Origin of the sequence: Aurantimonas litoralis (assembly GCF_026153195.1) — a bacterium.
Lineage (GTDB): Bacteria > Pseudomonadota > Alphaproteobacteria > Rhizobiales > Rhizobiaceae > Aurantimonas > Aurantimonas coralicida.
This window is the reverse complement of sequence record NZ_JAPFBM010000010.1, coordinates 155858-167976: the sequence shown is the minus strand read 5'-3', so window position 1 is coordinate 167976 and position 12119 is coordinate 155858. Positions and strand designations below refer to the sequence as shown.

The following is a 12119-nucleotide window of genomic DNA, read 5'->3' as shown; positions in this document are numbered from 1 at the left end:
CCATTGCGTCGGCGACAAGAAACCTTCTTGATTCGGACGCGGTTTTCCGGTCCCGTCTCGCTCACCCGAGTACGGGCGCCGCGTTTCATCTGCGGTGTGCCGTGCCGCACGGGACGATGCCGTCGCGCGGCAGCCGCGTCCCGCGCCGATGCGAGAGGATTTGACATGAGACTTCGGACGACCGGAACGATGCGCCGCTCCGCCGGCCAGGCGTCGGCGGCAATGGCCGTCGCCGCGATGGCACTCCTGCATCCGCTGGCCGCGCAGGCGCAAACGGAGGCTCAGGCGCAAACCGAGGCGCCGGAGACCGGCGAGGCGCAGGCCGACGCGCCGGACACCCCCGTTCCGGCACTGCCGGTCCCGCCGGTGGACAATGGCCCGACGCAGGAAGCGCGTCCGGCGCCCGCCACCGCGGCGCCAAGTGCCGGTGCGGCCCGCGGACCCGCCTCGGTCGCCGATCTTGCCGAGGGGCTGCTCGACGCCGTCGTCAACATCTCGACCTCCCAGTCGGTCGATGTCGCCGGCCGGGGCGTTCCCCCGCTCGAGGCGCCGGAAGGCTCGCCGCTGCAGGATTTCTTCGACGACCTCCTGCAGGACCGGGACGGGCTGGGCAACCGGCGGGTGCAGTCGCTGGGCTCGGGCTTCGTGGTCGACCCCTCGGGCATCGTCGTCACCAACAATCACGTCATCGCGGACGCCGACACGATTACCGTCAACTTCGCCGACGGCACCCAGCTCGACGCGGAGCTCGTCGGCACCGATCCGAAGACTGACCTTGCGGTGCTGAAGGTGGATCCGGAAGAGCCGCTGGTGTCGGTGAAATTCGGCGATTCGGAAGCACTGCGCATCGGCGACTGGGTGATGGCCATCGGCAATCCGTTCGGCCTTGGCGGCTCGGTGTCGATCGGCATCGTCTCGGCCCGCGGCCGCAACATCAATGCCGGCCCTTACGACAATTTCATCCAGACCGACGCGGCGATCAATCGCGGCAATTCCGGCGGTCCGCTGTTCGACCTGAATGGCGACGTCGTCGGCATCAACACGGCGATCATCTCGCCGACCGGCGGCTCGATCGGCATCGGCTTCTCGGTGCCGGCGAACCTGGCCGTCAACGTCATCGACCAGTTGCGCGAGTTCGGCGAGACGCGGCGCGGCTGGCTGGGCATCCGCCTGCAGGCGGTGACCGACGACATCGCCGAAGGTCTCGGGATCGGCGAAGCGCGGGGCGCCGTGGTCATGGGCATCGTCGAGGGCGGCCCGTCCGACAACGGCCTGCTGAAGGTCGGCGACGTCATCGTCTCCTTCGACGGCACGGCGGTGGAAAGTTCGCGCGACCTGCCGCGCATCGTTGCGGAAACGCCGGTCGGCAAGGCCGTCGCGGTCGAGGTGCTGCGCAAGTCCGCCACCGACAAGCCTGCCGAGCGGACCACCGTCGAGGTAACGCTGGGCCGGCTGGAGGATGGCGAGAAGCTGATGGCCGAATCCGACGCCGCGTCGCCGTCGAGCGACCCGGAAGCGGCCGAGACCGGTGACACGGACGCCGGACCGGTGGAAACGCTGGGCATGACGCTCACCGAGATCGATCCGACGCTGCGCGAGCAGTATGCGCTGGCCGAGGACGCCAAGGGCGTAGTCGTCACCGCCGTGGCGCCCAGCTCGAACGCCGCCGAAAAGGGTATCGAGGCCGGCACGCTGATCCGCGAAGTGGCGCAGGAAGAGGTCGCGACCGCGCGCGAGGTGGCCGACAAGATCGCCAAGCTCAAGGACGAGGGCCGCCGCAACGCGCTGTTGCTGCTGGCCGCCAGCAATGGCGATCTGCGCTTCGTCGTCGTGCCGATCGAATAGTCCGGCGGGCGATCAGCCGGGCCGCACGATCTCGTCGGCCCGGTAGCCCTGGATGAACAGCAGCGCGGTCAGGTCGCCATGGTCGACCCGGTGGGGCGCACGGGCGGCGACGGTAGGCTTGGCGTGCAGCGCGACGCCGGTGCCGGCCCGCTCGATCATCGGCAGGTCGTTGGCGCCGTCGCCGACGGCAATGGCATCGGTGACGCCGAGCCCTAGCCGTGCCGCGAAATCCTCCAGCGCCGCGACCTTGGCGGCGGAGCCGAGGATTGGTTCCGCGACGCGCCCGGTGAAGGCGTCGCCCTCATGCAGCAGGGTGTTGGCGCGGTTCTCGTGGAAGCCCAGCTTCTCCGCGATCGGCCCGGTGAAGACGGTGAAGCCGCCCGAGACGAGGGCGGTGAAGGCGCCGTTGGCCCGCATGGTGGCGACGAGTTCGGCACCGCCGGAGGCCAGCGTGATGCGCTCGGCGATGACCTCGGCAACCGCGGCGGTGGGCAGCTTCTCCAGCAGCGCGACGCGTTCCTTCAGGGCCGGTTCGAAGGCGATCTCGCCGTTCATCGCGCGGGCGGTGATGCCGGCGACTCGGTCCTTGATGCCGATCGCGTCGGCGAGTTCGTCGATGCACTCCTGATCGATCATGGTGGAATCCATGTCGGCGATCAAAATCCGCTTGCGCCGCTGGTCGTGCTGCTGCACCACGCAGTCGAACCCGCCATCGGCCGCGATCGCGGCGAGATCCTGCCGCCAGGTCGGGGCCGCCGGCGCATCGAAGCGAAGATCGGCGGCATAACCGGGGGCCAGCCACGCGGCCCGGTCCGGCGTCGTGCCGACCGCCCCGGCGATCGCGGCGAGGCCGGAAGCGGGCAGACCGGCACCCTTCGGTGCGGCAATGAGCGTGGCGACGAGCATGAAGCGACAGTCCGAAATGGCGGGAAAACAGGCGATCCTGATAGCCGGGCCGACCGCCAGCGGCAAGTCGGGCCTCGCGGTGGAACTGGCCGAGCGTCACGACGGCGTCGTGGTCAACGCCGATTCCATGCAGGTCTATGACGGACTCAGCATCCTGACCGCGCGCCCGGACGCCGATGCGCTCGCCCGCGTGCCGCACCGGCTCTACGGGCATGTCGCGCCCGACCGGATCTATTCCGTCGGCGCCTGGATTCGCGACGTCGCGCCGGTGCTGGAGGAGATCCGTGCGGCCGGCAGGCTGCCGATCCTGTGCGGCGGCACCGGCCTCTACTTCAAGGCGCTGCTCGGTCTCCTCGACGATCTGCCTGAAGTGCCGCCGGAGATCCGCGACCGCTGGCGCAACCGGCTGGCGGAGGAGGGCGCTCCGGCCCTCCACGGGCTGCTGGCCCGCTCCGATCCCACCGCCGCGCAACGCATCGATCCGGCCGACGGGCAGCGGATCGTCCGGGCGCTCGAGGTGGGCGAAGCCGCGGGGCAGCCGCTCTCGGCCCTCCAGACCGGCCGGCGTCCCGGCCTTCTGGACGCGTCCGCCTGCGTGAAGCTCGTGACGGCGCCGGAGCGCAGCGTGCTGCGCCAGGCCATTGCGGAGCGCTTCGCGCAGATGATGGCGGCAGGTGCGCTGGAGGAGGTCGCGACGTTCCGTACCATCCCCGGCGCGATGGACGGATCGGCGGCCAAGGCCATCGGCGTCGCCGAACTGTCGGCGGTGCTCGACGGAACGATGGCGCAAGATGTCGCGGTCGCCCGTGCCGCGACCCGCACCCGCCAATATGCCAAGCGCCAGGAGACCTGGTTCCGGCACCAGTTCGATGCGAGCTGGCAGCGGCTCGCGTCCCCCGACATTGCCGCGATCGAGACGATTTGAGCAATCGTCTTAAGTGATCGGACAGCTTCTCGTCGTATCAGTTCCCATGGGGAAGAATCGGGAAGTCGGGCGGTCGATGAAGGTCACCAAGGCAGAGCTTTCGGTCGGGCTTTATCTGGCTGCGATCGTCGTTGCGGTCGCCTGTACCGTCAAGGCGCACGCCGTCACCGTGGCGATTCTCGCCCGGGTCGGCGACAGCGAGCCGCCGATCATGAGCGGCCTGTTTGCGGCGACCATCGCCAGCCTCGTCGTGGCGCTGGGCACCGGCCTGTTCCTGATCCTGCCGACCATCCGCGCGCAGCTGCGCGAGCAGGGCAAGCTGCGCTCGCTTGCCGGGACGTTGGAGCAGCGCTCCCAGCATCTGGAGCAGGCGGCGCTGACCGACCCGCTCACCGGCCTGCGCAACCGGCGTTGCTTCGACCGGATGTTCGAGGAATATGTCGTGGCCTTCGACCGCGTCGGCCGCCCTGTGGGCTTGCTGCTGTTCGATCTCGACAAGTTCAAGGCGGTCAACGACACCTACGGCCACGATGTCGGCGACGAGGTGCTGAAGGCGGTCGCCGGTTGCCTGACGGATTTCGCGCGCCATCGCGACGTGGTCGCCCGCCTCGGCGGCGAGGAGTTCGCGATCATCGTGACCAACATGTCGGCACCCGGCCTGGTCTCCTTCGCGGAGCGGATCCGCCAGGCGATTTCCGGGCTCACCATCCGGGTCGGAGACGTGAAGCTGCGCACCACGGTATCGGTGGGACTGGCCTCTTCGGCGCCGGGAGACGGCTGCGCGGCGATCTTCAAGCGGGCCGACGTCAATCTGTACAAGGCCAAGCAGGCGGGACGGAACCGGGTCAGTGCCGGGTCGGCCGCGGGGGTGCTCCTCGGAACCAACGCCTGAGCCGCCGCGTATAGGCTCTTCACAAGGCGAGGAGCGACATTGACCACACTGGACATTCCCCACCAGCATCACGACTGGCTCCGCAAGGCAGCACGGGCCGGCTACGCCGCTCGCGGGCTGGTGTATCTCATCGTCGGCTACTTCGCGTTCCGCGCCGCCTACGCCACCGGCCGCGCCATGGGGACCAGGGACGCGGTCGACACAGTCGCCGGCTCCGCCTTCGGGACGGTCGCCCTCGTCGCGCTCGTCGCGGCGCTGACCTGCTTCACCATCTGGCGGCTGATCCAGATGTTCTTCGACGTCGACGAGCACGGTCTCGACGCCAGGGGCGTGTTCGCGCGTTTCGGCCTGCTGATCAGCGCGTTTGCCTATGGCGGTACCGCATTCTATGCGGCGACGGTCCTTGCCGGCATGCGGTCGGACGGTGGCGGTGGCGGTGTCGTCGCGGCGGCCTACGATGCCGGCTACGGCGTCTGGATCACCTATATCGTGTCGCTGGGCATGGCGGTCGCCGGCGCCGCCCACATCTACAAGGGCGTCATCGCCGGCTTCGAGAAATACATGACCATTCCCGCCGGCAAGCGCGCCTGGCTGCGGCCGATCTGCCGTTTCGGCCTGATCGCCCGGGGCGTCACCTTCTTCGTTCTGGCCGGCCTCTTGTTCACCGGTGCCGTGTCCTATGGCGAGGGCGATACGCCGGGGCTGGAAGCGGCGCTGCAGGCGATGTCGGATTGGAGCTATGGCTGGGTGCTCTTGTCGCTGACCGGGCTCGGGCTAATCGCCTTCGGCGCCTATGCCTGCGTCGAGGCGGTCTATCGCCGCATCCACATCGAGAAGGTCGGCTGACCTCGAGTGGCCCGGCGGCAGGACCGCCGCCGGGCACGGCCGCAAGATAAGTCGTTGACGGACGCGCTGGACGGGCTTAGCTTCCGCCCCATGACAAAGATCAACATTCTCGTAGTAGGACGGCGCACACGCGAGGCGGTCTAGGGACCGCCCGGCGAGAGCCACGTGTGCGCAACTCAAAGGGCCCCAGCGGCCCTTTTTTATTGCGCCGAGTTCCGACACAGCATCCGGACCGGGAGCGGCGCCAGACCAACCCGGCAGGCACGAGACGGAAGACGAGCCATGAACGCGACATCGGACACACGGGAAATGACAGGCGCGGCGATGGTCGTGCAGGCGCTGAAGGACCATGGCGTCGCCGACATCTTCGGCTATCCGGGCGGCGCGGTTCTCCCGATCTATGACGAGATCTTCCAGCAGGAAGCGGTCCGCCATATCCTGGTGCGGCACGAGCAGGGGGCCGGCCACGCCGCCGAGGGCTATGCCCGCGCCACCGGCAAGCCGGGCGTCATGCTGGTGACCTCGGGTCCCGGCGCGACCAATGCGGTGACGGCGCTGCAGGACGCGCTGATGGATTCGATCCCGCTGGTCTGCATCACCGGCCAGGTGCCGACGACGCTGATCGGCTCCGACGCCTTCCAGGAATGCGACACGGTCGGCATCACGCGGCCCTGCACCAAGCACAACTGGCTGGTGAAGGACGTCAACGATCTGGCGCGCGTCCTGCACGAGGCCTTCCACGTGGCGACCACCGGTCGCCCGGGTCCGGTCGTCGTCGACATTCCCAAGGACGTGCAGTTCGCCACCGGCCTCTACACGCCGCCGGCACCGCAGACCCAGCACGAGAGCTACCGGCCAAAGCTGGTCGGCGACCGCGACCGCATCGAGGCGGCGGTGGCGATGCTGGCGAGCGCCAAGCGGCCGATCATCTATTCGGGCGGCGGCGTCATCAATTCCGGCCCCGAGGCGGCGCAGCTCCTGCGCGAACTGGTGGCGCTGACCGGTGCGCCGATCACCTCGACGCTGATGGGGCTCGGCGCCTATCCGGCCTCCGGCGAGAGCTGGCTGGGCATGCTGGGCATGCACGGCACCTACGAGGCCAATCTGGCCATGCATGGCTGCGACGTCATGCTGTGCGTCGGCGCGCGCTTCGACGACCGCATTACCGGTCGGCTCGACGCCTTCTCGCCGCACTCCAAGAAGATCCACATCGATATCGACCCCTCGTCGATCAACAAGAATGTGCGCGTCGACCTGCCGATCATCGGCGATGTCACCCATGTCCTGCGCGACATGGTCGGCATCTGGAAGGAGCGCGGCACCGCGATCGACCCGACATCGCTCGCCGGATGGTGGGACGAGATCGGCACGTGGCGGGCCCGCGACAGCCTGGCGTACCGGCCGAATGACGACGTCATCATGCCGCAATACGCCATCCAGCGGCTCTATGCGCACACCAAGGACCGCGAGACCTACGTCTCCACCGAGGTCGGCCAGCACCAGATGTGGGCGGCGCAGTTCTACGGCTTCGAGGCGCCGAACCGGTGGCTGACCTCGGGTGGTCTCGGCACGATGGGCTACGGCCTGCCGGCGGCGATCGGCGCGCAGATCGCCCATCCGGACGCGCTGTCGGTCTGCATCGCCGGCGACGCTTCGGTGCTGATGAACATGCAGGAGATGTCGACGGCAGTGCAGCACGGCGCCAACGTCAAGATCTTCATCCTGAACAACCAGTATATGGGCATGGTCCGGCAGTGGCAGCAGCTGCTGCACGGCAACCGGCTGTCGAACTCCTACACCGAGGCTTTGCCGGACTTCGTCAAGCTGGCCGAGGCCTATGGCGGCCACGGGATCCGCTGCCAGAAGCCGGGCGATCTCGACGCGGCCATCGAGGAGATGCTGGCCGTCGACAAGCCTGTCCTGTTCGACTGCCGGGTGGCCAACCTCGCCAATTGCTTCCCGATGATCCCGTCGGGCAAGGCCCATAACGAGATCCTGCTGCCGGACGAGGCGAGCGACGAAGCGGTCGGCAGCGCCATCGACGCCAAGGGCCGGGCCCTGGTCTGACCGGGCTGGCAATCTCAGTGCAGATTGGAGAAGGGCGGCGGCAACGCCGCCCTTCGTCGTTTCCGGCCTATGACGGGCGGTCGAAGGCGACGCTGCGGCCGTCCGAGCGGATTTCGAGCTCGAAGCCGTCGCCGCGCGCGTCGAGCCCGCTGAAGACGAAGAAGCTCTTGTAGTTGTCGCGGTTCGACAGGGTCACGCGCAGGATCTCGGCGTCCGGCATCAGCGCCTCGGCGATCCGCAGGATCCGCTCGGGCACGTCCTCCTGCAGGATTTCACGGTCGATCTTCACGACCGCGCCGTCCTCGGCGACGGTCACCGCCACGTCGCGGCCGCTGCGCATCTCGCCGCGCAGGGCGTAGACCTGCTGGTCGCCATCCTCGCGGATCGCCACGGAACGGAACTGCGCGCCGGGCAGGGCCAGTTCGGCGCTGCCGATGACCGCCAGCGGCACCGCGATCATGTCGGGCTCGGAGGTCTGCGGCGCCGCAGCATCATCCGCCTCGTCCATTGCCGGGTCTTCGGTGGCGGCGAGCCGATCGGCCTGCTTCGCCTCGCCGGGGCTCGCGACCTCGCCGTCGGGCGCCGCGTCCTCGGGCGCGACCGCCGGCTTGTCCATCGCCGCCATGCCGTCCTCCTCGGCCATGGTGGCCGGTCCGGTCGGTTCGGCATCCTGCGGCGCCTCGGTGACCGAGGATTGCGGCATCGTGCCCGCCACGCCGGCAGCGTTGCGGGCGGTGTCGGTCAGCTCTCCGGGCGGCGAGTCGAGGGCGTCGATGTCCAGTTCGCTCGCAGCGTCGTCGGCGCTGTCGGCAATGATGTCGACCGCATCCTCAGCATCATACTCGGCGCTGTCTGAAGCCATCTCGTTGGACATTGCCGCGTCGTCGGCCTCTGCGGCGTCTTCGAAACCGTCATCGGTGCCGTCCGACTCGTTGTCGGCCATATCGCCATCCTGGCCGATCTCGTCCTCCACATCATCCTCGGACATGGTATCGGCGGTTTCGGTCTCTGCGTCGGCCGGGTTGCCCTCTTCGAGGACGTCGGCCATCGCATCATCCTGCGTGTCCGCATCGGCGATGTCGGCCTGGTCGTCCGGCTGCGCGGGATCGGTGGAGGCTTCACCCGGGGCGCCGGCGTTGCCGGTGGCGCCGATCAGGTCGTTGATCGCAGCCGATGCGGTGCCGGGAGCGCGGGTATCCTCATCGTCGGCTGCGGTCCCGGACGCCTGGCTATCCGTCTCCGGGGCGGTCGCCGTTTCGCCGGACGAGCCTTGTGCGGCGGCAACGCTGTCCTCGATGATCGTCCCGGCGTCTTTCGCGGCCGTCTCGGCGTCGGGAGCGGTTGGCACTCCGTCGCTCGCCATCATGTCGCCCACGTCGCCATCGGGCGCTGCGGACAGTTCGGTGGGCGGTTCGGCCAGTTCCTCGCTTGCGCCGAGTTCGGATTGCGCCGCTTCGCCGCTGGCGTCGATCTCCTTTGCGGCCGTCTCGGACGTCGCGTCCGTTGCCGGCGCAAGGGCCTGTCCGACGACCGCATCGGCGGGAACGGCGACGAGCGAACCGTCGCGGCAGGTCAGGCGGAAGAGGCCGTCTTCGCCCTCGACCCGGATCGTCAGGGCAAAGCCACCATCGGTGAGCGCAGGCACGCACTGGGCCCGGTCCGGCTCCTGCGCGGTCGCCGCACCCAATGCCGGCAACGCCAGCGCCGCCGTGGTTCCCAGAAGCATGATCGTCTTCATGTCCGTCTCTCCCTCTTGGTTGCCACCGCGTCCGGCGCCTTCATGGCAGGTGAAGATGCGCTTCCGATGACGCACGTCCATCCTGCGTCGCACAAGCGGACCGTCCGCGCGCTGCCGCGAAAGCCGCCTTGGCCTTTCGACGTCGCGGCTCTATGGTGCCGCAACGCCAAGAACCTGCTGAGTTTCCGACATGAACCAACCCGTCCAGCCGCCCGCATCGGCCTATTTCATCACGCCGGAGAAGGAGGCGAACGAGACCCGCACGCTCGCCGTCCTGGTGGACAACGAGCCGGGCGTTCTGGCCCGGGTCATCGGCCTGTTCTCGGGGCGCGGCTACAATATCGAGAGCCTGACCGTTTCGGAAACCGAGCACGAGAAGCATCTGTCGCGGATCACGGTGGTCACCCGCGGCGCGCCCCATGTGATCGAGCAGCTGAAGAGCCAGCTCGACCGCATCGTGCCGGTGCACCGGGTCGTCGATCTGACCCGCATCGGTGGCGCCAACGGCGACAACGATCCGATCGAGCGCGAGCTGGCGATCCTGAAGGTGGCGGGGCAGGGCGACAAGCGCGTCGAGGCCCTGCGCCTTGCCGACGTCTTCCGCGCCAAGGTGATCGATTCCTCGATCGAGCATTTCGTCTTCGAACTGACCGGTCGGCCGTCGAAGCTCGACAAGTTCGTGGCGATCATGCAGCCGCTGGGCCTCGTCGAGGTCTGCCGCACGGGCGTTGCCGCCCTGTCGCGCGGCAAGGACGGCATGTAGCGTCTTCGCGCAGGTTCCCGGAAGGCCCGGCGCCATCTTGGCGCGGGGCGTTCCGTTGCTATGTCTGGAATGGACAGATGCGTGAGGGATACGGGGATGGAGCGAACGGAGCGGGCGACCGCGTCGGCCAGTGACGAGGGCCGCTACCGGCTGCTCGTCGACGCGATCACCGACTATGCCATCTACATGCTCGATCCGGACGGCATCATCACCAGCTGGAACGCTGGTGCGCAGCGCTTCAAGGGCTATACGGCGGACGAGATTCTCGGCTCGCATTTCTCTCGTTTCTTCGTGCCGGCGGATCGCGATGCCGGGCTGCCGCAGCGGGCCCTGCGCATCGCCGCCGCGGAAGGGCGCTTCGAGACCGAAGGCTGGCGCGTGCGCAAGGACGGCGGCCAGTTCTGGGCGCATGTGGTGCTCGACCCGATCCGGCACGCCGACGGCACCCTCATCGGCTACGCCAAGATCACCCGCGACCTGACCGAGCGCAAGCAGGCCCAGGAGGATCTGCAGCGCAGCGAAAAGCAGTTCCGGCTCCTGGTCAACGGGGTCAGCGACTACGCCATCTACATGCTCGACCCCGAGGGCCGGGTGACCAACTGGAATTTCGGCGCCGAGCGGATCAAGGGCTACAGCCGCGACGAGATCGTCGGCGAGCATTTCTCCCGCTTCTTCTCGCCGGAAGACCGCGAGCGGGGCGAGCCGCAGCGCGGTCTCGCCACTGCGCTTGAGGATGGCCGCTTCGAAACCGAGGGCTGGCGCATCCGCAAGGATGGCAGCCGCTTCTGGGCCAGCGTGGTGGTCGACCGGGTCGACGACGAGGCAGGCAGGGTGATCGGCTTTGCCAAGATCACCCGCGACGTCACCGAGCGCAAGGAAGCGCAGGAGGCGCTGGCTAAGGCCAACGAGGCGCTGGCCCAGTCGCAGAAGATGGAGGCGATCGGCCAGCTGACCGGCGGCATCGCCCACGACTTCAACAATCTGCTGACCGCGGTGATCGGCAGCCTGGAAATGGCCCGCAAGCGGGTCGGCATCGACCCGCCAGCCGTCCAGTCGCTGATCGACAATGCGCTGGAGGGGGCCCGCCGCGGCGCGTCGCTGACCCAGCGCATGCTGGCCTTCGCGCGCCGGCAGGATCTGGCGCCGCGCACCGTCGATCTCGCCGAACTCGTCGCCGGCATCACGGCTTTCCTGGAGCGCTCGATCGGGCCCGAAGTCCGCATCGAGACGCGCTTTCCCGCCGGGCTCGCACCCGCCCATATCGATCCCAACCAGCTCGAGACGGCGCTCCTCAACCTGATGGTCAATGCCCGCGACGCGATGGATGGCAGCGGCGTCGTCGTCATCGAGGCCGACGAGGCCGCCATCGACACGGCGCGGCCGGGCGGGCTCGCGGCCGGACGCTATGTCCGGCTGGCGGTGATCGATACGGGCGAAGGCATGGATCCCGAGACGGCGAAGCGCGCCGCCGAGCCGTTCTTCACCACCAAGGGCGTCGGCAAGGGCACCGGCCTCGGTCTGTCCATGGTGCACGGGCTGGTCAGCCAGTCGGGGGGCGGCCTGCAGATCCACAGCCGCAAGGGCGAGGGGACCCGCGTCGAGCTGTGGCTGCCGGTCGCCACGGCCGCGCTCGCGCCGGCGCCGGTCCCGGCACGCGCGCCCGACGCGCCGGCTGCACCGGCCGAGGACCGGCCGCTCGCCATCCTCGCCGTGGACGATGACGGGCTGGTGCTGATGAACACCGTCGCGATGCTGGAGGACATGGGCCACCGCGTCTTCGAGGCGACGTCGGGCATGGAGGCGCTCGACATTCTGCGGAGCGAGGCGGACATCGAGCTGGTGATCACCGATCACGCCATGCCGCGGATGACGGGCAGCCAGCTTGCCGAGGCGATCCGGGGCGAATGGCCCGGGCTGCCGATCATCCTGGCGACCGGCTATGCGGAGCTGCCGCCCGGCGGCGACAACAGCCTGCCCAAGCTGTCCAAGCCCTTCGGCGAATACGAACTGGCCAAGGCGATCACCGCGATCCTCGGCGCCGGCAAGGCGGCGTCGCCGGGTGCGGCCATCGCCGGCTCCTGAACCGAGGACCCGCGCCGCGCCGCCCTGCAGCGGCGTTCGTGGTGCGTTTGCCACC

At 68.8% G+C, this 12119-nt stretch carries 9 protein-coding genes; 7 read left to right on the top strand and 2 right to left on the bottom strand.

What is annotated here, in order from left to right; all coding sequences use genetic code 11:
- The first annotated feature begins 165 nt into the window (after nucleotides 1–165).
- Nucleotides 166–1845 carry a Do family serine endopeptidase gene (locus N7I30_RS18565; protein WP_498640819.1) on the top strand — a complete coding sequence of 560 codons (1680 nt, stop codon included), beginning with the start codon at nucleotides 166–168 and terminating at the stop codon, nucleotides 1843–1845.
- 12 nt (nucleotides 1846–1857) lie between these two features.
- Here the strand turns inward: N7I30_RS18565 and serB are convergent, their stop codons facing one another.
- Nucleotides 1858–2751, bottom strand: coding sequence for a phosphoserine phosphatase SerB (gene serB / locus N7I30_RS18560; RefSeq protein WP_498640817.1), 894 nt, complete (start codon nucleotides 2749–2751; stop codon nucleotides 1858–1860).
- Between serB and miaA the strand changes: the two genes are divergently transcribed.
- From miaA to N7I30_RS18540, 4 genes are all read left to right on the top strand, one after another.
- Complete coding sequence (gene miaA / locus N7I30_RS18555; RefSeq protein WP_498640815.1) at nucleotides 2750–3676, top strand: tRNA (adenosine(37)-N6)-dimethylallyltransferase MiaA; 927 nt, start codon at nucleotides 2750–2752, stop codon at nucleotides 3674–3676. The two genes, serB and miaA, sit on opposite strands and share 2 nt — an antisense overlap.
- Nucleotides 3677–3752: 76 nt before the next feature.
- Entirely contained in the window at nucleotides 3753–4568 is an 816-nt protein-coding gene (locus N7I30_RS18550; protein ID WP_498640812.1) for a GGDEF domain-containing protein, read from the top strand.
- Between the two features lie 39 nt (nucleotides 4569–4607).
- Nucleotides 4608–5414 (top strand): DUF1206 domain-containing protein, encoded by an 807-nt coding sequence (locus tag N7I30_RS18545; RefSeq protein WP_498640810.1) that lies wholly within the window; start codon nucleotides 4608–4610, stop codon nucleotides 5412–5414.
- Between the two features lie 282 nt (nucleotides 5415–5696).
- Nucleotides 5697–7481, top strand: a complete 1785-nt coding sequence (locus tag N7I30_RS18540; protein WP_498640808.1) for an acetolactate synthase 3 large subunit — start codon at nucleotides 5697–5699, stop codon at nucleotides 7479–7481.
- A 67-nt stretch (nucleotides 7482–7548) separates the two neighbouring features.
- On the opposite strand, the gene N7I30_RS18535 is transcribed toward N7I30_RS18540, so the two are convergent.
- On the bottom strand, nucleotides 7549–9219 hold the full coding sequence (locus N7I30_RS18535) for a hypothetical protein (protein WP_498640806.1): 1671 nt from the start codon (nucleotides 9217–9219) through the stop codon (nucleotides 7549–7551).
- A gap of 190 nt (nucleotides 9220–9409) precedes the next feature.
- Between N7I30_RS18535 and ilvN the strand changes: the two genes are divergently transcribed.
- Nucleotides 9410–9982: an acetolactate synthase small subunit gene (ilvN, locus tag N7I30_RS18530; protein WP_009209104.1), complete on the top strand. Its 573-nt coding sequence runs from the start codon at nucleotides 9410–9412 to the stop codon at nucleotides 9980–9982.
- 96 nt (nucleotides 9983–10078) lie between these two features.
- Entirely contained in the window at nucleotides 10079–12064 is a 1986-nt protein-coding gene (locus N7I30_RS18525) for a hybrid sensor histidine kinase/response regulator (protein ID WP_498640804.1), read from the top strand.
- Nucleotides 12065–12119 lie beyond the last annotated feature (55 nt).

What these genes read in the sequence shown, in the direction of transcription:
- N7I30_RS18565 (WP_498640819.1), top strand. Translation starts at nt 166, where the DNA reads ATGAGACTTCGGACGACCGGAACGATGCGCCGCTCCGCCGGCCAGGCG.
- miaA (WP_498640815.1), top strand. Translation starts at nt 2,750, where the DNA reads ATGAAGCGACAGTCCGAAATGGCGGGAAAACAGGCGATCCTGATAGCC.
- N7I30_RS18540 (WP_498640808.1), top strand. Translation starts at nt 5,697, where the DNA reads ATGAACGCGACATCGGACACACGGGAAATGACAGGCGCGGCGATGGTC.
- N7I30_RS18550 (WP_498640812.1), top strand. Translation starts at nt 3,753, where the DNA reads ATGAAGGTCACCAAGGCAGAGCTTTCGGTCGGGCTTTATCTGGCTGCG.
- N7I30_RS18535 (WP_498640806.1), bottom strand. Translation starts at nt 9,219, where the DNA reads ATGAAGACGATCATGCTTCTGGGAACCACGGCGGCGCTGGCGTTGCCG.
- ilvN (WP_009209104.1), top strand. Translation starts at nt 9,410, where the DNA reads ATGAACCAACCCGTCCAGCCGCCCGCATCGGCCTATTTCATCACGCCG.
- serB (WP_498640817.1), bottom strand. Translation starts at nt 2,751, where the DNA reads ATGCTCGTCGCCACGCTCATTGCCGCACCGAAGGGTGCCGGTCTGCCC.
- N7I30_RS18525 (WP_498640804.1), top strand. Translation starts at nt 10,079, where the DNA reads ATGGAGCGAACGGAGCGGGCGACCGCGTCGGCCAGTGACGAGGGCCGC.